Raw genomic sequence first — 20,908 nt, forward strand, 5'->3', positions numbered from 1 at the left:
GTGCCGCATCCAATCTCCCCCCTTGAGGGGGAGATGCCCGGCAGGGCAGAGGGGGTATCGCCGCAGATGCGATTGCCTTGGCAGCGGGAAGACGGTTCGAAGGACGGGTCCAGTATGAATGGGGGGATTCACGCTTGGGCGCCCTGTCATAGCGTCGCATTCGCTCGGAATTCTTCCTGAGAGGAGACAATCGCTCTCCACTCAGAACGGAAACTTCATCCCCGGAGGCAGCGGCAGGCCGGCCGTCAATGATGCCATCTTTTCCTGCGCCTGGGCTTCGCCCTTATCCTTGGCGTCCTTGTGGGCGGCGACGATCAGGTCTTCGAGGATTTCGACATCGTCTTCCTTGAACAGCGACGGGTCGATCTTCAGCGAAGCCATCTGGCCCTTGCCGTCGAGGACGACGGTGACCAAGCCGCCGCCGGCTTTGCCCTCGACCTTGATGGCGGCGATCTCGGCCTGCGCCTGTTCCATCTTGGCCTGCATTTCCTTGACCTTGCCCATCATGCCCATGAGGTCGCGCATCATCTTCTCCTGTTATTCGTCGTCTTCCGGGGTTTCGAGGCCGGCTTGTGCCTCGCTCTCGTCATCGTTTTCTGCGTCCGCATGCACCACGACATTGACCACGCGGGCGCCGGGGAAACGGGCGAGGATGGCCGCCACGTCCGGGTCGGCGCGGGCGGCGTCGAAATTCTTCTCGCGCTGCTGCGCTTCCTCCTCGACCAGGGTCAGCCCGCCGGGATCGCGGCTGAGGATGACCAGCCAGTTGATGCCGGTCCATTCCTTGAGCTTCAGCGAGAGATCGTTGACCAGCGATTTCGGCGCATCCGGCGAGAGAACGATTTCCAGCTTGCCGGGTTCCAGCCGCACAGGCCGGACGAATTGGCGCAGCTGCGCCTTGAGCTTCATGTCGCGGTTTTCGCCGGCGAGATTGGCGATGTCGGCGAGCGAGCGGATCTGGACTTTGGGTTCCGGCTGGGCCTCGACCTTCGGCGGCGCCGGCATTTCGGCTGGCCGCATATCGGGAACCGAACGCAGCATTGCTGTCGGTCCACCTTGAGAGCGTGAAGGCGTGGGCTGCTCGAAGCCGCGGGCCTCAGCCGGCGCTGCCTGCGTCATCGGCGCGCCGCCGCCATTGCCGGGGCGCGGGGCGGGGCCGGAGGACGGCGCGGAAATCTCGCCGTTCTGCAGTCCGGCGATGCGCCGCACTGCTTCCTCGGGCGAGGGCAGGCTGCCCGCATGGGCAAGCCGGATCAGCACCATTTCGGCGGAACCGAACGGCCGGGCAGAATTTTCCGTTTCCGGAATGCCCTTGAGCAGCATCTGCCAGATGCGCGACAGTGTCGTCACCGCAATCGAACTGGCAAACTCCACGCCCTGCACCCTCTCGACTTCACTGAGCGACGGGTCGTTGGCGGCTTCGGGAATATATTTGAGCCGCGTCACCAGATGGGTGAAATCGGCAAGATCGGTGAGCACCACGACGGGATTGGCGCCGGCCTCATATTGTCCGGCGAATTCCTTCAGTGCCGCGGCGATATCGCCCTTGGCGACCTGGCGGAAAAGATCGGCGATGCGGGCGCGGTCGGCGAGGCCCAGCATGGCGCGCACCGCAGCGGTTTCGACATGGCCGCTGCCATGGGCGATCGCCTGGTCGAGCAGGGAAAGGCCGTCGCGGGCCGAACCTTCGGCGGCGCGCGCGATCAGCGCCAGCGCTTCCGGCTCTGCCGTGATGCCTTCCTTCGCCGAGATGGTCGTGAACAGCCCCGTGAGATCGGCGGCAGAAATGCGGCGCAGGTCGAATCGTTGGCAGCGCGACAGCACCGTCACCGGCACTTTGCGGATTTCGGTGGTGGCGAAGATGAATTTCACATGCGGCGGCGGCTCTTCCAGCGTCTTCAACAGGCCGTTGAAGGCCGCCGTCGACAGCATATGCACTTCGTCGATGATATAGACCTTGTAGCGCGCCGAGGCCGGCTTGTAACGCACCTGCTCGATGATCTCGCGGATGTCGTCGATGCCGGTATGCGAGGCGGCGTCCATTTCGATGACGTCGACATGCCGGCCTTCCATGATCGCCTGGCAGTGGATGCCGGGCTCGCGCAGGTCGATCGTCGGCTTGTCGATCGTCTCGGTCTTGTAGTTGAGCGCGCGGGCGAGGATGCGGGCGGTCGTAGTCTTGCCGACGCCGCGCACGCCGGTCAGCATATAGGCCTGCGCGATGCGGCCGGTCTCGAAGGCGTTGGTGAGCGTGCGGACCATGGCCTCCTGGCCGACCATGAGGTCGGAAAAATCCTTCGGCCGATATTTGCGTGCGAGCACGCGATATCCGGTCTTCTCGGTCTCTCCGGCGGGGATCAGGTCGTCTGCCATTTGGTCCTTGGTTCTCTATCCGTGGCGGCAAACTAGCCGTTCCGGCCGGAAATGGAAATTCCGGTCCGCGACAAACTTTACCAGTCCACGGAAAAAGGGTGGGAGGCCGGCACGATGACCCGTACCGAAGCTCGTTGGGGCTGCTTCCTTCCGGACCTGACCCGGTTGGCGAGTGGCGCGTCCACCACCAGCCTCCCGCTGTCCATATCGTCAATATCGCTTGCGATTGCAAGCCAAAGAAAAAATAATCTGCTAAGCAGAGAAGAATTACATGTGGGGGGAAGCCGGTGCAGGCGTTCAAGCTCGACCAAAGGCTGGAAAATGATTCGGCCCTGATCACCAGGATCGGCCTCTGCCAGCTCCGGCTGATGAATGACAGCCGCTGGCCCTGGCTGATTCTCGTGCCGCAGCGGCCGGATGTGTCAGAACTCTTCGACCTCACGCCGCTCGACCAGACCATGCTGACCTTCGAGACCAATCTCGTCGCGGTGGCACTGAAGAACGCGACGGCGCCGACGAAAATCAATATCGCTGCCATCGGCAACATTGTTCGGCAGTTGCATGTGCATATCATCGCCCGCTATGAAAACGATCAGAACTGGCCGGGTCCCGTCTGGGGTTTCGGCCAGCGCCGACCTTATGCGGATGCTGCCCGCGCCGCGTTGATCAAAACCATATCGGATGCCCTTTGATGCGCAATCACTCGATCTTCGACGTCCTGGAGCCCCATCCGGAACCCTCGGCACTGGTGGCCTTTTCCGACAACAAGCTCGACCGGCAGTCGGAACACCGGCCGGCCGACTGCGTCGAGCAGGCGTTGAAGCATGAGGGCGTGCATCTCTATGCCTTCTCCGGCGGTAAGCTGGTGCTGAAACATGAGGAACAGGTGGTCGACCCGCTGTTTGCGCCTTATGAACTCGGCAATCTGCAGCCGGATTTCGACAATGCCGTGCTGCTCGGATTCGAGAAGACGGGCGAGCCGAGGCTGGCCGTTCCCGTCGGCATCGACCCCGAGACCGCGCYGGACCTGAAATTTGCCGATGGCCGCACGTTGATGCGCGAGGCGCTGATCGGCGAGGAACTGCTCGGCGAGTTCGCCCAGGCCTCGTCGCTGATCTCCTGGAACCTCTCGTGCCGTTTCTGCGGCAAGTGCGGCGCCCCGACCGTGTCGGAAGCGGGCGGCTACCGGCGCAAATGCACCGCCTGCGGCACGCTCTACTTTCCCCGCACGGATCCGGTGGTGATCATGCTCACCATCGACATTGCCGGCGACCGCTGCCTGATGGGCCGTTCGCCGCATTTCTCGCCGGGCATGTATTCCTGCCTCGCCGGCTTTCTCGAGCCGGGCGAGACGATCGAGAGCGCCGTGCGCCGCGAGACCTATGAGGAATCCGGCATCGAGACGGGCAGGATACGTTATCACGCCAGCCAGCCCTGGCCGATGCCGCATTCCTTGATGATCGGCTGCTATTCTGAGGCGGTGACGCTGGACGTGACGCCGGATACGCGCGAGCTCGAAGACTGCCGATGGTTCACCCGCGACGAAGTGCTGGCAATGATCGAAGGCACCCATCCGGATGAGATTTTCGTGCCGGTTAGCGGTGCGGTCGCCTACCGGCTGATCCGCGACTGGCTCGACTGGCCAGAGACGGCTGAGTGAAAGGAAAGACGATGGCCGAGACGAACAAGGACGATGTCAACAGCGGTATCGCGGAGCGGATCGCAACCCTCAGGAAGCAGGAATCGCTGGCGCAGTTCCAAAGCTTTACCGAAGAGACTGCCTTCGATCTCGGCTCGGTGCTCTATGGCCTTGTGCGCAGCAAGCGGCAACCGGTCGTGGTCAATATCCGCACCGCGGACCGCGCGCTGTTTCACGCGGCCATGCCAGGCGCCACGCCGGACAACGACCATTGGGTTCGCCGCAAGAGCAATGTCGTACTCCGCTTTCACCAGTCGTCACTGCTTTACGGCCAGCAATTGCTTGAAAAGGGCAGGGCGGTCGGCGAGGAATGGGGCCTCGATCCACTCGACTACGCCGCCCATGGCGGCAGTTTCCCCATTCGCCTGAAGAAGGCCGGCGTCATCGCCGCGATCACCGTCTCCGGCCTGCCGCAGCTCGACGACCATCGCATGGTCATCGAAGCGCTCGGACAATTCCTGAAACTGGAATTGCCGGGATTTTAGCCGGCTAAGAATCCTGGAATCACATTGGGAGATCAGTGCAGCCGAACACCCTGCGGGCTGACGGCGATATCGCTTTCCTGCCAGCCGGCTTCGATCAGGGCGTCGATGATCTTCTCTGCCAGCGCCGGCCTGCTCTCGCGGCAGGCCGCATCATAGGCCGCCAGCAGATGACCGATGATCGGGCCGCCGTGAATATCGATCGTCGATTTCGGAAACACCATGCCTGAATAGTGCGAGGGCTCGCCGGATTCGTCGCGGAAGCAAGCGCCGAAAGCGATCACCTCGACCATCGAGCCATCCGGCCGGCAGACGCGGTACTGCTCGCAAAACGGATTGCCGGTCAGCATCGTATCGTGGATAGACTTGGCGACACGCGGCTGGTCATCCGCGTGCATGCGCTCGATATAGCGAAGCAGCGGCAAGCCATTTCTGCCCTCAACGGCGCTGAAGCCGAAGCACTCGGCGGCGAGGCTGTCGACATAGACCGTGTCCGTGGTGATAACCCAGGTATAGACACCGGATGCTTTGACGACTGGCTCCGACGTGTTGACGGCAAACACGCGAGTATCGGTGCGATCATGCGACTTGGGCACGTTGGTCCTTGATGTAAGGGAATCACCATTCCTTTTTCGGAGATGTCGAATAACTATTCAACTGCGTTTTTATGTTCATTGACGCAGCGCAAATAGTTAGACGCTTATACACATTGCTGATCGGACGAATCCTTAATCGCCGGCAGCCCAGCCGATCATCTGCTCGAACAATGTCTTGTAACCGCTCCAGGCGATGAAGCCGGGTGGCAGCCAATGCGGACCGACATCCGACGTCCAGGCGACCGTACGTCCCTTGCCATAGGTCCCGGTGACGAGCAGGGGCAGTGAACCATATTCCGACGAGACGGTGGCGAGCACCTCCGCATCGTCCTTCGGCACGACCTCATTGAAGCCGAGCAGGATCGGCCAGTCCGTGCCGAGACCGCTGAGGATCGGATGGCTGTCGCCGCCGGTCACCACCGGTATGTAACCCTCCGGCACCTCGACGCGGTCGTCTATGGCAAGACACTGTACGGGCAGCACCTCTTCGACCGGCGTGCGATGATAGCGCGCTCCGCCATTGATCCCCTGGAAACTGTAATAGCCGCCGAACATCAGCAGCCCGCCGCCGCCGCGGACATAGTCGCGCAACAGTTTCAACCGGTTCGGCGTCGGCTTGGACGAGATCCAGGTATCCGGGTGCAGAAGCAGCGTGTTGGAACCGAGATCGGAGAGCACGACCGCGTCATAGGCCGAAAGCGCCTCGATCGTCTGCGGGAAATCGCGTTGCGCTTGATGTGCCGGCATGAAGGTCACATCCAGCGGGCCGTCCTTGAGTGCCGCCAGCAATTCGTCGGCGCCCGTGTGATGCGTCACCGTCGAAAACTGATCGAAACCCTTGATATGGGTCGCAGTCGAAACCCAGGACTCTCCCGCAAGCAGCACTTTCTTCTTCGACATCGTTTCCCCCGATCATGGCCGGATCACAAATTAGTCAATCAGTACAACTCTTGAAAGCCGTCTGCGAACAAAATTGGAGTGTCTTGGTTGATACATCGAGTTCGGCTAATCTGCCGTCGCTGCTATCCGTCAACAGGAGGAAATCATGAAGAGAAACGCCAAGGCCGTCTGGCAGGGCACGCTTACCGAAGGCACCGGTTCATTGACGTCTCAGAGCGGCGCGCTCTCGTCGCTGCCCTATTCGTTCAAAGGCCGCTTCCAGGACGAATCGGGCCAATCCGGCACCAATCCCGAGGAACTGATCGCCGCAGCACATGCCGGCTGCTTTGCCATGCAGCTCTCGCATTTCCTCGCCGAGAACGGCACGCCCGCGCAAAAGCTCGAGGCCACCGCGACGGTCACCATCGATCCCGATCCGGCCAATGGCTTCACCATCAAGTCGAGCAATATCGAGCTCGTCGGCACCGTGGCGGGCCTGGACGACGCAAAATTCCAGGAGCTCGCCGCCAAGGCTAAAGCCAGCTGCCCGGTCTCGCGTGCGCTGGGCGCCATCGAGGTGCAGCTTTCGGCCCGTCTCGGCTGATCCTATCTAATATTGCTTTCCGCTGGGGTGGGCGTTCGCGCCCACCTCATTCCATTGGAAAACACCAGCCCGTCCCCATCCAATGCGACGGTCGTCAGCGTGTTGCGTCCTGGAAAGGCCGCAAGCAGGCCGCTCTGGATCCGCGACAGGCTGCCCTGCGGCTGCGCCTCGCCCCGGTCGAAGATCAGCGCCGTCCGCGCGGAAATCGGCTGTACCAGCTTTTCGCCATTTTCGTACCTGCCCGCGACAACGGCGATGTCAGGTTCGTCTCCGCCGGAAAACAGCTTTGCGACCATGTCCGGAGCGACCCGGAGCGACAGCGCACCAACGAAGCGGTGGTCGAGCCGCTCGTCATGCAGGTCAGCCGTTTCCGCCAGTTCAGCGACGCTGCGGCTGAGGAATTTCAGTCGGTAGTTTTGCGCGCCATAGCCATCCAGCACCGCGACGAGTTCCTCATAGGCAGCGCGTCCGAGCCCGAATTTGCGGCCGAAATCGGTCTCGTTTTCGGCGAATTGCGGCAGGTTGTGTTGCGAATTGGAAAGCACAAAAGTCTTCTCCGTCTCCGAACGGATCAGATCGGAAAACCGCTGCCAGAGCATCTGATATTTGGCATTGACCTGCTCGTGCTTGAGAGCCCAGTCCGGATGCAGCGTGAGCTTGTCCTCCTCGAGCGGATAATCGTGCCAGAAAAATATGCCGGAAACCTCGATGCCCTGGCGGCCCTCCACCGGCATGCGATACGTCGCCATCGTCTCCGGCCGGTGCATGAGCGAGGCGCCATCCGTTTCCAGCGCTCGGATCAGCGCGGCGCGGCTGGTGATGTTGAAATCGAAGGGCTGCCGCTTGAGCTCAGGATAGAGCGCTTCGATCATGAAGCGCGTCTGGCAGGAAAAGCCGAGTGAAACCAGCATAATGCTTTCAGCGCTCAGGGGATGGTGAAGATCGTGACTTCATTGGCGATGCCACGTAGCGCCACGTTTTTCGGCACGACATCGACGCCGCGATCGGCAAGCAGGGAAGACGCCGTCGGGTCCTTGAGCACCGCGCCGGTGGCGTAGATTTCCTGCTCGGTGGCAAGATTTTGCACGCGCGAAGCGATATTCACCGTCTGGCCGAAATAATCCTGTCGTTCGTTGAGACTGACGGCGATGCAGGGGCCCTCGTGGATGCCGATCTTGAGCAGCAAATCTTCGCTGCCGCGCTCTTCGTTCAGCTGGCGCATCGCCTCGCGCATTCTGATGGCGGCTGCCACGGCGCGATCCGGCGTCGAGAACGTCGCCATTACAGCATCGCCGATGGTTTTGACCACGGCACCTGCCTCGGCGGCGACGATCTCGTGCAGCACCCGGAAATGCGTGCGCACCAGGTCGAAGGCGACGAGATCTCCGACCCGCTCATAAAGCGCCGTCGAGCCGCGCAGATCCGTGAACAGGAAGGTGAGGCTGGTGATCTTCAGCCGCTGATCGACGTCGAGCATGTCGGTGCGATAGATATCGCGAAATGTCTGGTTCGACAGCAACCGCTTGGCCGTCAGGAACGGTCGCCGGTGGCTGAGCATGGCATGCATCGCGTCATTGGCAAGGCAGATGGACGGGAGCGTTCGGACGTCGGCGTGGTTCTCGACCTGGATGCGCACCGGGCCGGGCTGCAGCACCATGACCTCGCTGGGATCGTAGCCTTTGTCATAGATGACCGAAAAGCTTCGTCGCTCCTTGGTCGGCTCGCCCTTCACTTCGATGAACTGCACGGCATGTGTGACCGGCTCGAAGAGGATGACGAAACCCTCCGGCAGGGCCAGCGAAATGGTGCCTTTCTCCCCCGGCGGCAATTCCAGTGCATCGAGGACGAATTCACCGACGGCTTCGTCGTAATTCTCTTCGGGCAGGTCGACGCCCGAGCCCCAATAGATCTGACGGAAATATTCTTCCGGCGACAGCCTGTGCGGGTCGTGGGCAGCTATGGCGCGCACGCGCGGGCTGACGGTGAAGGTGACATCGACCGTATCGTCCAACGTCGCCTCATATCCCGCTGCGCACAGCTTGCAGGTATATTCGCTGCCGTGGACGGTTTTGAGCGTGCTGTTGGCGCCGAGCACGCCGCCGCAGCCGGGACACAGCACGTTCCAGGAGAGTTCGAACAGGCCGAGCCGCGAGGCATGCAGGAAGGCAGCGATCGTCTGCTCCTCGTCGAGCCCTTCCTGGGCCGCGAAGGCAAGCGCATTGATACGATTGAGCTTGCGGTCCGGCGCGTCCCGGACCAGGCGCTCAAGCGCGTCGACGACATCGGCCCGCGAGGATTGGCGCAGCGTTTCGAACAGGGAGACGGTTTCGCTCATAGAGCCACCATACATCGAAATCGCCGCAGCCGACACTGTCTTTGTCGTGTCGCATGCCGAATCACAACCCCGCCCGCCCTGTGGGCATGTGTCTGCATCACCAAGGCCACGCCGGTGATTTCATTCAGGGGATGGTGAAGATCGTGACCTCATTGGCGATGCCGCGCAACGCCACGTTTTTCGGCATCACATCGACGCCGCGATCGGCAAGCAGCGTGGAGGCCGCCGGGTCGTTGAGCACCGCGCCGGTGGCATAGATTTCCTGCTCCGTGGCAAGATTTTGCACGCGTGACGCAATATTGACGGTCTGGCCGAAATAATCCTGCCGATCATTGAGATTGACGGCGATGCAAGGGCCTTCGTGAATACCGATCTTGAGCACCAGATCCTCGCTGCCGCGCTGCTCGTTCAGGCGGCGCATTGCCTCGCGCATGCGGATCGCCGCGGACACCGCGCGATCCGGCGTCGGGAACGTCGCCATGACAGCATCGCCGATGGTCTTGACCACCGCACCCGCCTCAGCAGCGACGATCTCCTGCAGCGCCCGGAAATGCGCCCGCACCAGGTCGAAGGCCGCCAGATCCCCGACCCGCTCATAGAGCGCGGTCGAGCCGCGCAGGTCGGTGAACAGGAAGGTGAGGCCCATGATCTTCAGCCGTTGATCGGCATCGAGCGTATCGGTGCGATAGATGTCACGAAAAGTCTGGTTGGACAGAAGCCGCTTGGCGGTCAGATATGGCCGCCGCTTGCCGACCAGGGCATGCATCGCCTCATTGGCGAGGCAAACCGAGGGCAGGGCGCGGACATCGGTGTGATTCTCGACCTGGATGCGCACTGGTCCGGGCTGCAGCACCATCATCTCGCTCGGATTGGGGGAACGGTCATAGACGATCGCGAGGCTGCGTCGCTCCTTGGTCGGTTCCCCCTTCACGTCGATGAATTGCACGGCATCCGTGACCGGCTCGAAGATGAAGGCGAACCCCTCGGGCAGGGTCAGCGAAATCGTCCCCTTTTCCCCGGCCGGCAGTTCGAGCGTGTCGAGAATGARCCCGCCGAGCGCCTTGTCCCAGTCCTCGTCCGGCAGATCGACGCCAGAGCTCCAATAGACCTGGCGGAGATATTCTTCCGGCGACAGTCTGTGCGGGTCATGGGCACCGATGGAACGCACCCGCGGACTGACGGTGAAGGTGACATCGACCTTGTCGTCCAGCGTGGCCTCATAATCCGCGACGCACAACTTGCAGGTATATTTGGACTCCCGGACGGTTTTGAGCGTGCTATTGGCGCCGAGCACGCCGCCGCAGCTGCAGCAGAGCACGTTCCAGGAGAGCTCGAAAAGACCGAGCCGCGATCCATGCAGGAAGGCCGCGATCGTCTGTTCTTCATCGAGCCCCTCCTGGGCCGCGAAGGCAAGCGCGTTGATGCGGTTGAGCTTGCGGTCGGGCGCCTCGCGGACCAGGCGCTCGATCGCATCGACAATAGCGGGCGGCGACGACTGGCGCAGCGCTTCCAACAGGGATGTGGCTTCGATCATGCCGGCGGTTATAGATCGAAATTGCCGTCGCCAACACTCACTTTGTTGCGCCGCACGCAGAATCTTGCCCACGACCAACCGCAGTGCCGCGGATCGATTGATTGCGCGTCGAGCGTTCACCGGGACTTTTGCCGCTCGCCTTTCAGGCTCTGCCGCAACGCGTCCATGATATTGATGACATTGCTGGTCTCCGCCGGCTTTTCCTCCGGCGCCGGCTTGCGCGTCACGGTCTTGCCGCGCTGCTTCTTCTTCTCCGCGATGATCTGCAGCAGCTCTTCCTGCACAGGATCGCTCGCCATATCCGGCTTCCAGCGCTTGACCCGCTCCTTGATCAATTGCTGCACGAGCGGCATCAGTTCATGATCGGACTTTTCCGGAATTCTGGCGAAATAGTCGCTTTCGTCGCGCACCTCGTCTCGAAAACGCAGCGCCCAGAGCACGATGCCTTTGTCGCGCGGCTCGAGCATCACCGCGCGCTCGCGCCCGCCCACAACCAGCCGTGAAATTCCCACCATCTTCGTCGCCGCCATGGCATCGCGGATGACCGAAAAGGCTTCCTCCCCGATCGGGTCGGATGGCGACAAGTAATAGGGCTTTTCCAGCCAGATCCAATGGATCGAATCATGCGGGCTGAACATTTCGATATCGATGGTGCGTACGCTTTCCAGCGCGATGGCGTCCAGCTCCTCTTCCTCGAGCATGACATATTCGTTCTCGCCGCGCTGATAGCCCTTGACCTCGTCATCCTCTTCGACTGGCCGCCCGGTCACCGAATCGATATAGCGGCTGACGACGCGGTTCTTGGTCTTGCGGTTCAGCGTATGAAAGCGAACCTTTTCGGCCTCGGATGTCGCCGGCATCATCTGGACCGGGCAGTTGACCAGGCTGAGCTTGAGATAGCCTTTCCAATAAGGACGCTGCGCCATCGCCGTCTCCTAGCTCGCCCGTCGCGCGGCTTCAGCGGACCGCTTGCGGGCAGCCGTCTGTTTGCCGCCGGATCGCTTCGCCTTGCCGGCCGCGGCGGGCTTTTCCGTCTTGCCTTCCGCACCGCTTCCGGCACTCAGGCGAAGCGCCTCCATAAGATCGCTCGCCTTGACCACTTCGGGCGCCTTCGGCTTCGGCAGCGGCCGACCCTCCAGCTTGGCTTTGATGAGCTCGGTCAACGCCTCTTCATATCTGTCATCGACATCGCTGGCATCGAACTTGCCCTTCTTGGTGTTGATGATGTGCTTGGCAAGGTCGAGCATCTCGCCCTTGATCTTCATCTCCGGCACATCGTCGAACGCTTCGCGGGCGGAGCGCACCTCGTAATCGAAATTCAGCGTGGTGGCGATCAATCCCTTGCCATGCGGACGGATGAGCACGGTGCGGACACGGCGAAACAGCACGGTGCGGGCAATCGCCGCCACCTTCGCCTCCTCCATTCCGTCCCGGAGAATGGCAAAGGCATCGCTGCCGCTCTTGTCCGAAGGACCGAGATAATAGGGCTTGTCGAAATAGGTGTCGTCGATCTCCGCGCAGGGAATGAAGGCTTCGATGGCAAGCGTCTTGTCGCTTTCGGGCACGGCGGCGGCGATCTCTTCCGGCTCAAGCACGACATAGTCGCCGCTATCGGTCTCATAACCTTTGACCTGATCGTCGTACTCGACAGGCTTTCCGGTCTCGACATCGACATATTCCCGCCGCACCCGGTTGCCGGTGTCGCGATTGAGAATATTGAGGCTGATACGCTCCGACGTCGTCGCAGCGGTATAGAGCGACACCGCGCAACTGACTTCACCGACCTTCAGAAATCCCTTCCACTGCGCGCGTGGTGCCATTGTCTCGCTCCGAATGGGGAAACTCATGCGACGAAACGAGTGACTATTCGCATTGTTCCTTGGAGGCCATTGGCCTGAAGTATAGTGCGATGAGCGTGATGGACGCTAAAGAGCAAGTCAACTCAATGATTTGACAGGAATTCCAGTCCAGAGGCAGATGAAGATCCGCTCGTCTGGCACTGCGTCCCGCTCCCTAGAATGTAAAGTCGGTATTGTCGAGATTAGGTTTCGTCATGCCCAGATCGTCAGCGTGTCGGCGCCTGCAGTGATGACCATGTTGACGTGACTGTCGTCATTGGCGTGGCTCTTCAATTGGCTGAACGTACCGATCGTATCCCAGTGCGACAGATCGATCTTGTCGGTCAGATGGGTGAAGTCGGTGATCGTCGTTGGGCTCAGTCCCGAATTGATGAGGCGGTTCCCTCATGGCTCTGCACCTGCGACGGCGTAGGCGAGCATGGCCGGAAAATCGTCGGCCGGCCGTTGTCGAACGTCTTGCGGCCATTCTTCCAGCCGCAGACAATGCGGGGAATTTCCCGCACGGCATGCACAGGACCACCGCAGTCCATGAGCACGATGTCGGCAGGCTTGCCGACCGTTAGGCCGTAATCCGCCTGCATCAGCCGCGACGCCGAGCGTGTGACCATATCGAACACGTGCCGCAAATCGTCATCGCGCGAAAGCTGAGCGACATTGGCATAGAGATTGGCCATGCGGATCAGTGAACTGTCGCCATAGGGCGTGAACGGGTTAAGGATGTTGTTGCTGGCGATCGACGTGACGACACCGCTATGTGTCAGGACATGTCCAGGTGCGACGCCGCGCGGTACAAGCTTGTCATAGGCGCGACCGTTGAGGAAAAGGTCCGTCGAGGGCAGGATGGTGACCGCGATGTCAGCCTCGGCCAGGCGCAACGCAATTGCGGTGACCTCGGCCGGCGGCAGGGCGGACAGGCTTGTCATGTGGCCGAGGCAAACACGGCCCTGCCAGCCGCGCCGCATGGTTTCTCCGATGACGGCCGGCAGGTTGGTCATGGCCGGATCAAGGTCGAAATCGAGGTGGAGATCCACCGGCACGTCGTGCTTTTCGGCGAGATCGAAGATCAGCTTGATCTGGCCGGGCGGGTCCGGGTCGATATAGGGCGCGCCGCCGACCAGATCCGCGCCATTAGCCAGTGCCCCATCCAGCATCGCCAACGTCTCAGGCTCGTTCGTCAGTCCGTCCTGCGCAAAGGCGCAGATCTCGATGTCGATCGCAAACGCATAATCGGCCCGGATCCGCTTGATCGCTTCGAATGATCGCATGCCAGCGCGCGGGTCCACCTCCACGAATGTGCGCATGCGCGTGGTGCCATTGACGATCGCCTGTTCGACGACGCGCGCGGCGCGGGCATGGACATCTCTTTCCGTAAAACCGGTCTTGGCTTTTGCTGTTTCTCGCACAGCTTCCGCCAGGGTGCCTTCGCAAATCGTGCAGCGGTCAAGAATACAGGCCTTGTCGAGATGAACATGGCTGTCGACAAAGCCGCCGCAGGCAAAGGCGCCTTCGGCATCAACGGCTTCGGCAGCTTCGCACCGCAACGTCGAGCCAATATCAGCGATATTCCCACCGCGCACGGCGATGTCGACCAGCGCGCCATCGGCCTCGATACGGGTATTGCGGATGAGGAGATCGAAGAGCGGCGCAGGAAGACTCATGCGCGAACCACGCGCCCATCTTCGGCCACCAGCCGGCCGTGCTTGAAGACCCTGCGCCCTTTCGGAACAGCCACGACGGCCTGCGGCACATGCTCGGCCGCAAGCGCCACGAAATCAGCTTTTGCGCCGACCGTGATGCCGTAGCCTTCGAGCCGCAGCGCCCTGGCGCCGGCCGCGGTCACCACGTCGAAGGCAGCATTCAGTTCCTCGTCAGTGTAGAAGCCGGAGCGGTAGCCGATCATCATTGCACGGCCAAGCATGTCGCCATCTCCATAGGGCCACCAGGAATCGCGGATATTGTCGCTACCGCTGAACACGGTGACGCCGGCCGCGCGCAGCAGTGCCACGGATGGGAAATTGTGGTTGCCCGGCGCATTGGTCATGATCGCGACGCCCGATGCAGCGATCAGGTCGGCCGCCTTCTTCGCCTGGTCCGGCGCGAGGTCACCGAGGCCGTAGGCATGGCTGACGGCAACATGGCCCTGCATGCCGAGCGCATTCGTCCGGGCGCAGATTTCCTGGATGGTGAACAGGCCGAGCGTCCCGGCATCATGCAGATGAATGTCGACATCGACACCATGCTTCTCGGCCACGCCGAAGACCACGTCGAGATGGCCATCGACATCGCGGTCGAAACTGCCAGGATCGAGCCCGCCGACCAGATCGGCGCCCAACCTGATCGCTTCGTCGAGCAGGTCCGGCGTGCCCGGGCTTTTGAGGATGCCGCTTTGCGGAAAGGCGACGAGTTGAATGTCGATCAGGTCACGATAGTCTTCTCGCACCTTCAGCACCGTTTCAAGCGATTTCAACCCGACTGAGCCGTCGACAATCACATGGCTACGCATCTGGGTGCTGCCGTTGCCGATGCAGAGGTCGAGTTGGCTGCGGGCACGCTCGTCCATGGGTGCGGCCTCGGCCATGTTCTGAGCCTGGAAGGCGACGCGTTCGTGCACGTCGAAGCCGTTGGTGCACGGCTTGTGCGGGATCCATTTGTCGCCGTAGAAGCTCGTGTCGAGATGGATATGGCCTTCGACAAAGCCGGGAACGATGAGTGCGCCGGCGAGGTCGATGGTGTCGCCGACGGAGGCCGTCGAGCCCGCAGACGTGATGGAGGCGATGCGTCCGTCCGCCACGCCGATGTCCCATAGCGAGCCGTCTGCCAGTTTTGCATTGATGAAAAGCGTGTCGATAGGGGTCACGAGAGGGTGCCGTTCTTTCTGATCTCAGACGTCAATCTTGCGGTAGTGTCGGCCAGTGATGAAAAATGCATGCAATAATGGTGCCAAACCGCATCAGAAAATTCGACGGCTCGCGTCTGGCCGACAGGCATGGGCCACCGTGGCCTCACCCTTGTGGGCAGAAAGGATGCCATAGGCTGCGCTATGTACCATCAGGCGACGGGGAGAGAGGGGTATTCTTTTCCACAGCTCGAACATCTGCGTAACAGCTGTGAGCCTCCCGGTGGAGGATCAATACACAAACAATATCAACAATTACGGAAGGGAATGGTGCCCAGAAGAGGCGATCAAAGCGCATAAGGGGCACCAATGCCTTTCGAGAGTTCGTATTAAAATCAAGGCCTTGACGCGGGGGTATCCAAGCGGTGGTTCGAACATTGTGTACCACAGTGCGTCCAGTCTGTGTACCACAAATTTCCACGCTGAAGCGCGATTGTTCAATCGTCGTCGTCGCTATCGAGAGTCCAGTATTTTTCGTTATCGCCGCCCTTATCCGTCAGAGCCTTGCGGAATAGGTCGATAACAACATTGGCTTTCCAGACACGTCCCATCGAGAAATCGTTTTCGTCCGAGGTTGAGCCGTCCCGCCCACCATACACCCCAACAAGCTTGATCGACCGAGACTCTAATTCTTCAAATTCTCCCTTGTCGTTCCACATGAAGTCTCCTTCCGGAGCCATGTAAATTACCGGGGCGCCCGACATCCCCGCCTTCGTCAGTGCGTCTATATAAAGGATATCTTGAAATGCAACGCCATCACGAACCACTGCGCTGTTTGGTTCTGACGCGATTGACGCCCTTTTCCAGACGGGAAACCCATCGCTTAGTTGGATATGTTTTGGATATCCGAGAATGAACACCTCGCTCCTAATCCTCGGGAAAAGCCAGACTAGCTTCTCTTCCTCCATAGGGGGAAATATTGCCCCTGGGTTATAGACGCCTCCTTGGTGTGTTGATGGAACATCGATATGAACAAGCCCGCCATACTGCATCAATTCTGGGATAGCATCGTTTAGCAAAATCAACGCGACATCTACCTGATATCCGTCTTTGTTGAAATCTACCCAAATCTTCTGATCATCTTCATCGTATAACTTTAAGCTGAGGGGGCGTCGGAACTTCTTAGATTTCCCGAAATCCACGAAGCCAACCTCGTCAGCGATGGTGACCTCGAAGCGTATTTCATCAGGCCTGATCTTTGCTATTAAACTACCGTCAATCGGGCTCTTACCACTCAAGTTGTGCCAAGCGGTCACCAGCGCATATTGATCCCGGTAGCGCACAACGAAGCCAGTTCCATGCGCCATCAAGACCCCGTTCGCAAACATTTCGATACGAGTCGTCGTAAAGTTCAGCCTGTGGGCGGGGGTCGTAGCCGGGCGTAATTCTTCACTCATTAGCCACTCCAATCAGAGACCGGTTATCCGACACAAGTTGCAGCACCGCTATAGGTGGGCCGACGAACTTGGAAGAGGATGTAGTAACCCCGCGCGGCTGCCCTCAGCAATTGAAAACACATAATCACCCCGCAAGAAGGTGACAGCTAAAGTTTTTTAGACTACCTCAGCCGTCCGTTTGGCCAGCCTCGACAGCGTGGACCGTGAGCAGCCTGTAGCCTTCTGGATGCTAGTCCAACTCAGCTTGGCTTGGAGCATCTTGATGATACCGGCATTCCGCTCAGTGTCCTCAGGTCGGCCCTTATAGTCACCGTTCGCCTTGGCCTTTTCGATGCCTTGCGCTTGCCGCCTTCTGCGGTCCTCGTAGTCCTTGCGCGCGATGGCGGCGAGCATGTCCAGCATCATGCCGTTGATGGCGTCCAGCATCCGGCTCTGGATGTCGTCCTTGCCAGCCGTGGCCATCATCCAAGACGTGGGCAAGTCCAGCGCCACCACCTTGACCTTGCGGCTGCTGATCTCGGCCTTCAGCTTCTCCCAGTCTACAGCGTTCAAGCGGCTAAGACGGTCGACCTGTTCCACCAGCAGCACGTCCCCAGGCTGGCAGTCGGCCAACAGCCGGAACAACTCAGGCCGCTTCAGTGAGGCCCCGCTCTCGTTCTCTGTGTAGGTGGCGGCAATTTTCAGGCCGCGTTCCTCTGCGAAGCGAAACAAGTCTTCCCTTGCACGGCTGGCGTCTTGGTCTTTTGTCGAGGCTCTGAGATAGGCACGGATGAAGGTCATGGAGACCGCTCCAGTTCGATTTAACTGGTTCGCTTATATGCAGTTTGATTTGAGTAGTCAATGGATATTTATCGAACCGGTTCGCTCATGGTTCGCTGGAGGTGTACCTAAATGGCATATTCCACAATTGGTATCCACATTGCGCTGGAGCGCCCGAACGTCATTTATCGCGAATGTTCGTAAATCTAAGCGAATGGCAATAAAAATCGATTGCGCCGGACTCATTGTCTACAATCTTATAGCGTGCGCCTTCTATCTGATGGGAACTTACATCTATCACCTTAAGCTCTATAGCAACGGCGGAGAATAGATCGACTGTATGGATGCCAAAGCATCTAAAGAACTCTGCTTTAAGAGTAGCCGAACCCCGTGGGTCGTCAGTAAATACAACCTCGATATCCCAAAGACCAGCGTCGTCACCTTCGACGCTATTTTTGAAGACAATTTTCCCGAATTGTCTATATTCAAGACAATGATCGTTGAAATAGCTCCAATTAATATTTTCACTCATTGGCACTCTCCGATGCAATATTAATAATCAATTCCTTTACGGTAGTAATTTGGCCCAGGATACTCTCCTGGCTCGTGATTTATCACTGATTTTCCTTTATACGAAAACCCTGGGCCATATTCTCGTATTTCATGGTGCACTTCTGGCTTCGCCGCCGCCCTGTTTTCGTCATTATAGTCAGTTCTGCCGATTTGGCGGCCGTATTGATCATAGTGTGCCTCCCAAGGTTGGATGTTGCCCCGGTCATCCTTATACTGCCCCTTAAGCGTCTTAATTCCGGGTGTAACCTGCTCAGGGGCTTTACCGATAAATTTCCCATCTTCATCGGTTACCTTACCTAATTCCTTAGCTGCTTTCGAAATTTCTTTAGCTTTATCGCTGATTTCGGTTTTGGGGGCTTTGCCAAGTGTAAGCCCATCATCTCCGATTGTTGCCTTTCCAGGTGTGGTAGCGACCTTTCCGGGTCCCCCACCACCCATGAATTTTCCAATTAGACCAGGAAAGTCTCCTGGCTTCTTAAACACCCTGTCATCAACACCGGGATGGGGGTCTAGGTCATGCGGAAGGCCATCATGATCTTCGTCATCGCTTGAGGCACCGGTATCATTGTGCCCATTCGGATCGCTCTTATTGATGGGGTCGTTTTCCGAATAAGCGTAGCGATTGGTGCCCACCCCCGGCTTTGTCGGGTCCCAATCATCCGGCGAAATAAACCGCGCATCGGCAGCCTGGCTAAATGTCACCACTATCAAGAAGGCGAAAAGCACCAGACTCATCRGCCGTGAAAACATCGATGTCTCCAAGTCTCTCATCTCAACATCCCCTCTAATCCCCTAAAGCTGCCCGTCCTGCTCGCGCCAGCCGAGCGCCTCGGCGGCAGCGAAACCCGCGAGATTGGCCTGATAGAGCCCATCGGCATAAGCCTTGGTCTCCGGGTCCATCTCGCTCGTTGATTTGTATTTCGATACGATGTCGCGCCGGAGAATCCCGCCATAGGCCGAGCCGCGCTTGACCATCACATAGGCCAATTTCGGCGCGTGCTTGAGGATGACGTCAGAGGCAACGATGGCATCTTCAAAACGGCCATTTCTCAGGAAATGGTCAACCAACTCCATAGCCAGGACACCAATCGTCTCGTCGCGTGAGAGTGCGCGCAGATAGATGCCGCTGGCTACGGCCGCGTCGGTCATCGGCAGAATCTTGCGGTAGTGGCTGTCACGGGTAAACCCGGCGCCGCTGGTGGTTTCCAGGTTCCACTCCCGGCCCTGGTCATCGGTGAACTTGACGAACAGGTGCAACGGTGCCTGCGCCAAGGTCATTTTCAGGCCCAGATGCTGGCCCAGCACCATGAACAGGGTTGGCATGGAGACACAGTTGCCGTGACGATCGGCGAGGTAATCGGTGAGCAGGCGGTTTYCCGGCTTCTGGCCGGTGGGGTCGGTCAGGTCGTATTGGAACGGCCTGCCCTGGTTCCACGGCCCGGCTTCGTAGACAAAGCGTTTGAGGACGGCGAGCTTGGCGAGGCTGTCGGTTTCCCCGGCCGCCATGCGGTCGAGATCGGTTTCCAGTCGGGCAATCTCCTTCAGCCCCTCGGCCACGTTCACCGAAGGGTCGGTCAGCCGGTCGATGGTGAGCTTGATTTCGGCCATATCGCGGTTGCCCGCAAACAAGGCCTCGACCTGGCTTTGCAGCTGTATATTCGAAAATTCGGATGAATGGGCGGGCAGCACGGCCATCATCAAAACAGCCATCGCCACGACGATTGAACGCACCAACATATCCAGCCCCTATGCCCCGCTACCATTGGTAGTTCGCGGCAAACGGGAGTGTCAAGGCGAACGGATTACCAGTTTAAATGATTCCTGTGGGCAACATGCGGCCTGGCGGCGGCAAGGTGCGGGTGCGTCCTCAATAAAGACCTGAACCAAGCACTCCATTCCCGGAGTGCCACGTAACCTCATGAGATTTAATGATTTTCCAGACATTATATAACATAGACATTATCATATATAGGAACGTTGCCAAGAGTCGCTTCGCTGAGCGCGGTGCGATTTTCGAACTGCGATTAGGATCGGTGGCATTTCTGCATCCAGTCCAGCCGAAGACGATGCGATTTAGGTGTACCTTTGAGAACCAGCGGCAGCGAGCGTCCGAATAGATGTTGAATGGCTCAACGTAGGGGTTGCAGGTTGAAGTACGGCATCATAAGCTTTGTTGAATACAGCGAAGTGGGGGACTGTCGTTTGGACAAATTCATGATTTTCATAGTCGTGTGTATCGGCTTCGTCTTGGTGCAGGTGTTCATCTCCAATCCGGCTGCGCAGAAGATATTGCCCACGAAAGCCTCGGACGGCTTTGGCAGGCGGACCGGGTACGCTGTCGTGCATAGGCTGGTGCTGGTAGCGCTTGTGGCGATTGCCGGGGTCATCGTGTATGCCTTCAACCTGTAGGAGGCGGCGGCAAGTGACCGAACGTCCGACACTGTTTTTCCTGATACCCGCAGCGCTGCTGGTCATCGCCGTCCTTCCGCTGCCTTACGGTTACTACACGCTCTTGCGGCTAGTGGTCACCATTGCGGCGGTCGTCGCAGCCCTTGGCCTATATCAAGCGCGGCAAGCCGTGGTATGGACGGTGATCTTCATGGGCGCTGTCGCACTGCTGTTCAATCCGATCATAACGGTCAGGCTGGATAGATCGGCATGGCTGCCTATCGATCTGGGGCTTGCGGTGTTCTTCACATGGCTGGCATTGTCGCGTCGGTCATGGGCGGGGCGAAAGCAATAGCGCACGGCTTGGTAGGTGTAAGCGATGCCCTGACGTCGAGGGGCACCGGGGGGAACCCGCGTTTCCTCTTATTTGATTGGGGCTTTCGAACTTTTGGCCCAAATATCCGGGGTACCCGTTTATCGCCTTTCAGTGCCCAGACGGGTCAACATACCACCCCGACCGAGAACGCTTAAAAT

At 59.3% G+C, this 20,908-nt stretch carries 22 protein-coding genes and 1 other RNA gene; 6 read left to right on the forward strand and 17 right to left on the reverse strand.

Going from position 1 to position 20,908, the window contains the following annotated elements; genetic code table 11:
• Window positions 1-201 precede the first annotated feature (201 nt).
• From AC1DYF_RS36505 to ffs, 3 genes are all read right to left on the reverse strand, one after another.
• Window positions 202-525, reverse strand: coding sequence for a YbaB/EbfC family nucleoid-associated protein (locus tag AC1DYF_RS36505; protein ID WP_477883321.1), 324 nt, complete (start codon window positions 523-525; stop codon window positions 202-204).
• Between the two features lie 12 nt (window positions 526-537).
• Window positions 538-2,373, reverse strand: coding sequence for a DNA polymerase III subunit gamma/tau (locus AC1DYF_RS36510; RefSeq protein WP_477883323.1), 1,836 nt, complete (start codon window positions 2,371-2,373; stop codon window positions 538-540).
• Window positions 2,374-2,471: 98 nt separating this feature from the next.
• An RNA gene (gene ffs / locus AC1DYF_RS36515) (signal recognition particle sRNA small type) lies at window positions 2,472-2,569 on the reverse strand.
• A 91-nt stretch (window positions 2,570-2,660) separates the two neighbouring features.
• On the opposite strand from ffs, the gene AC1DYF_RS36520 reads away from it, so the two are divergent.
• From AC1DYF_RS36520 to AC1DYF_RS36530, 3 genes are read left to right on the forward strand one after another with little or no spacing between them, the layout of a single operon-like run.
• Entirely contained in the window at window positions 2,661-3,065 is a 405-nt protein-coding gene (locus tag AC1DYF_RS36520; protein WP_477883325.1) for an HIT domain-containing protein, read from the forward strand.
• Window positions 3,065-4,033 carry an NAD(+) diphosphatase gene (gene nudC, locus AC1DYF_RS36525; RefSeq protein ID WP_477883327.1) on the forward strand — a complete coding sequence of 323 codons (969 nt, stop codon included), beginning with the start codon at window positions 3,065-3,067 and terminating at the stop codon, window positions 4,031-4,033. Before AC1DYF_RS36520 ends, nudC begins: the two co-directional genes overlap by 1 nt.
• A gap of 11 nt (window positions 4,034-4,044) precedes the next feature.
• Window positions 4,045-4,557 carry a heme-degrading domain-containing protein gene (locus tag AC1DYF_RS36530; RefSeq protein ID WP_477883328.1) on the forward strand — a complete coding sequence of 171 codons (513 nt, stop codon included), beginning with the start codon at window positions 4,045-4,047 and terminating at the stop codon, window positions 4,555-4,557.
• Between the two features lie 32 nt (window positions 4,558-4,589).
• On the opposite strand, the gene AC1DYF_RS36535 is transcribed toward AC1DYF_RS36530, so the two are convergent.
• Entirely contained in the window at window positions 4,590-5,150 is a 561-nt protein-coding gene (locus tag AC1DYF_RS36535; RefSeq protein ID WP_477883330.1) for a PAS domain-containing protein, read from the reverse strand.
• Between the two features lie 132 nt (window positions 5,151-5,282).
• Window positions 5,283-6,050, reverse strand: coding sequence for a glutamine amidotransferase (locus tag AC1DYF_RS36540; protein WP_477883331.1), 768 nt, complete (start codon window positions 6,048-6,050; stop codon window positions 5,283-5,285).
• A 145-nt stretch (window positions 6,051-6,195) separates the two neighbouring features.
• Here AC1DYF_RS36540 and AC1DYF_RS36545 point away from each other — a divergent pair, with 145 nt between their 5' ends.
• Window positions 6,196-6,633, forward strand: coding sequence for an OsmC family protein (locus tag AC1DYF_RS36545; RefSeq protein ID WP_477883332.1), 438 nt, complete (start codon window positions 6,196-6,198; stop codon window positions 6,631-6,633).
• 2 nt (window positions 6,634-6,635) lie between these two features.
• Here the strand turns inward: AC1DYF_RS36545 and AC1DYF_RS36550 are convergent, their stop codons facing one another.
• The 12 genes from AC1DYF_RS36550 to AC1DYF_RS36605 all read right to left on the reverse strand — a co-directional run bounded on the left by AC1DYF_RS36550 (window position 6,636) and on the right by AC1DYF_RS36605 (window position 19,723).
• Window positions 6,636-7,544, reverse strand: coding sequence for a hypothetical protein (locus tag AC1DYF_RS36550; protein ID WP_477883333.1), 909 nt, complete (start codon window positions 7,542-7,544; stop codon window positions 6,636-6,638).
• 14 nt (window positions 7,545-7,558) lie between these two features.
• Complete coding sequence (locus AC1DYF_RS36555; protein ID WP_477883335.1) at window positions 7,559-8,968, reverse strand: DUF5939 domain-containing protein; 1,410 nt, start codon at window positions 8,966-8,968, stop codon at window positions 7,559-7,561.
• A 124-nt stretch (window positions 8,969-9,092) separates the two neighbouring features.
• Window positions 9,093-10,502 carry a DUF5939 domain-containing protein gene (locus AC1DYF_RS36560; RefSeq protein WP_477883337.1) on the reverse strand — a complete coding sequence of 470 codons (1,410 nt, stop codon included), beginning with the start codon at window positions 10,500-10,502 and terminating at the stop codon, window positions 9,093-9,095.
• A gap of 116 nt (window positions 10,503-10,618) precedes the next feature.
• Window positions 10,619-11,428 carry a non-homologous end joining protein Ku gene (gene ku / locus AC1DYF_RS36565; protein ID WP_477883339.1) on the reverse strand — a complete coding sequence of 270 codons (810 nt, stop codon included), beginning with the start codon at window positions 11,426-11,428 and terminating at the stop codon, window positions 10,619-10,621.
• 9 nt (window positions 11,429-11,437) lie between these two features.
• Window positions 11,438-12,322 carry a non-homologous end joining protein Ku gene (gene ku, locus AC1DYF_RS36570; RefSeq protein WP_477883341.1) on the reverse strand — a complete coding sequence of 295 codons (885 nt, stop codon included), beginning with the start codon at window positions 12,320-12,322 and terminating at the stop codon, window positions 11,438-11,440.
• A gap of 395 nt (window positions 12,323-12,717) precedes the next feature.
• Window positions 12,718-14,019, reverse strand: a complete 1,302-nt coding sequence (locus AC1DYF_RS36575) for an amidohydrolase family protein (protein ID WP_477883343.1) — start codon at window positions 14,017-14,019, stop codon at window positions 12,718-12,720.
• Entirely contained in the window at window positions 14,016-15,218 is a 1,203-nt protein-coding gene (locus AC1DYF_RS36580; protein WP_477883345.1) for an amidohydrolase family protein, read from the reverse strand. Before AC1DYF_RS36580 ends, AC1DYF_RS36575 begins: the two co-directional genes overlap by 4 nt.
• A 476-nt stretch (window positions 15,219-15,694) precedes the next feature.
• Complete coding sequence (locus AC1DYF_RS36585) at window positions 15,695-16,654, reverse strand: hypothetical protein (protein ID WP_477883346.1); 960 nt, start codon at window positions 16,652-16,654, stop codon at window positions 15,695-15,697.
• A 156-nt stretch (window positions 16,655-16,810) separates the two neighbouring features.
• Window positions 16,811-17,434 carry a recombinase family protein gene (locus tag AC1DYF_RS36590; RefSeq protein WP_477883348.1) on the reverse strand — a complete coding sequence of 208 codons (624 nt, stop codon included), beginning with the start codon at window positions 17,432-17,434 and terminating at the stop codon, window positions 16,811-16,813.
• A gap of 160 nt (window positions 17,435-17,594) precedes the next feature.
• Entirely contained in the window at window positions 17,595-17,945 is a 351-nt protein-coding gene (locus AC1DYF_RS36595; protein ID WP_477883350.1) for a hypothetical protein, read from the reverse strand.
• Window positions 17,946-17,965: 20 nt separating this feature from the next.
• The gene (locus AC1DYF_RS36600; protein WP_477883352.1) at window positions 17,966-18,736 is read right to left on the reverse strand and encodes a hypothetical protein; all 771 of its coding nucleotides are present in this window, start codon (window positions 18,734-18,736) and stop codon (window positions 17,966-17,968) included.
• A gap of 42 nt (window positions 18,737-18,778) precedes the next feature.
• A complete protein-coding gene (locus tag AC1DYF_RS36605) occupies window positions 18,779-19,723 on the reverse strand; it encodes a transglutaminase family protein (RefSeq protein WP_477883354.1) in 945 nt (314 codons plus the stop codon).
• Window positions 19,724-20,200: 477 nt separating this feature from the next.
• Between AC1DYF_RS36605 and AC1DYF_RS36610 the strand changes: the two genes are divergently transcribed.
• Window positions 20,201-20,395, forward strand: coding sequence for a hypothetical protein (locus tag AC1DYF_RS36610; protein WP_477883356.1), 195 nt, complete (start codon window positions 20,201-20,203; stop codon window positions 20,393-20,395).
• Window positions 20,396-20,408: 13 nt separating this feature from the next.
• A complete protein-coding gene (locus AC1DYF_RS36615; protein WP_477883358.1) occupies window positions 20,409-20,729 on the forward strand; it encodes a DUF6804 family protein in 321 nt (106 codons plus the stop codon).
• Window positions 20,730-20,908 lie beyond the last annotated feature (179 nt).

The sequence above is a fragment of the Rhizobium sp. P2_G9 genome (genome assembly GCF_056403475.1).

Excerpts from the sequence above, each read along its gene's own strand:
- ku (WP_477883341.1), bottom strand. The coding sequence starts at position 12,322 with ATGGCACCACGCGCGCAGTGGAAGGGATTTCTGAAGGTCGGTGAAGTC.
- AC1DYF_RS36545 (WP_477883332.1), top strand. The coding sequence starts at position 6,196 with ATGAAGAGAAACGCCAAGGCCGTCTGGCAGGGCACGCTTACCGAAGGC.
- AC1DYF_RS36575 (WP_477883343.1), bottom strand. The coding sequence starts at position 14,019 with ATGAGTCTTCCTGCGCCGCTCTTCGATCTCCTCATCCGCAATACCCGT.
- AC1DYF_RS36590 (WP_477883348.1), bottom strand. The coding sequence starts at position 17,434 with ATGACCTTCATCCGTGCCTATCTCAGAGCCTCGACAAAAGACCAAGAC.
- AC1DYF_RS36510 (WP_477883323.1), bottom strand. The coding sequence starts at position 2,373 with ATGGCAGACGACCTGATCCCCGCCGGAGAGACCGAGAAGACCGGATAT.
- AC1DYF_RS36595 (WP_477883350.1), bottom strand. The coding sequence starts at position 17,945 with ATGAGTGAAAATATTAATTGGAGCTATTTCAACGATCATTGTCTTGAA.
- AC1DYF_RS36540 (WP_477883331.1), bottom strand. The coding sequence starts at position 6,050 with ATGTCGAAGAAGAAAGTGCTGCTTGCGGGAGAGTCCTGGGTTTCGACT.
- AC1DYF_RS36505 (WP_477883321.1), bottom strand. The coding sequence starts at position 525 with ATGCGCGACCTCATGGGCATGATGGGCAAGGTCAAGGAAATGCAGGCC.
- AC1DYF_RS36530 (WP_477883328.1), top strand. The coding sequence starts at position 4,045 with ATGGCCGAGACGAACAAGGACGATGTCAACAGCGGTATCGCGGAGCGG.
- AC1DYF_RS36610 (WP_477883356.1), top strand. The coding sequence starts at position 20,201 with ATGATTTTCATAGTCGTGTGTATCGGCTTCGTCTTGGTGCAGGTGTTC.
- AC1DYF_RS36585 (WP_477883346.1), bottom strand. The coding sequence starts at position 16,654 with ATGAGTGAAGAATTACGCCCGGCTACGACCCCCGCCCACAGGCTGAAC.
- AC1DYF_RS36550 (WP_477883333.1), bottom strand. The coding sequence starts at position 7,544 with ATGCTGGTTTCACTCGGCTTTTCCTGCCAGACGCGCTTCATGATCGAA.
- AC1DYF_RS36555 (WP_477883335.1), bottom strand. The coding sequence starts at position 8,968 with ATGAGCGAAACCGTCTCCCTGTTCGAAACGCTGCGCCAATCCTCGCGG.
- ku (WP_477883339.1), bottom strand. The coding sequence starts at position 11,428 with ATGGCGCAGCGTCCTTATTGGAAAGGCTATCTCAAGCTCAGCCTGGTC.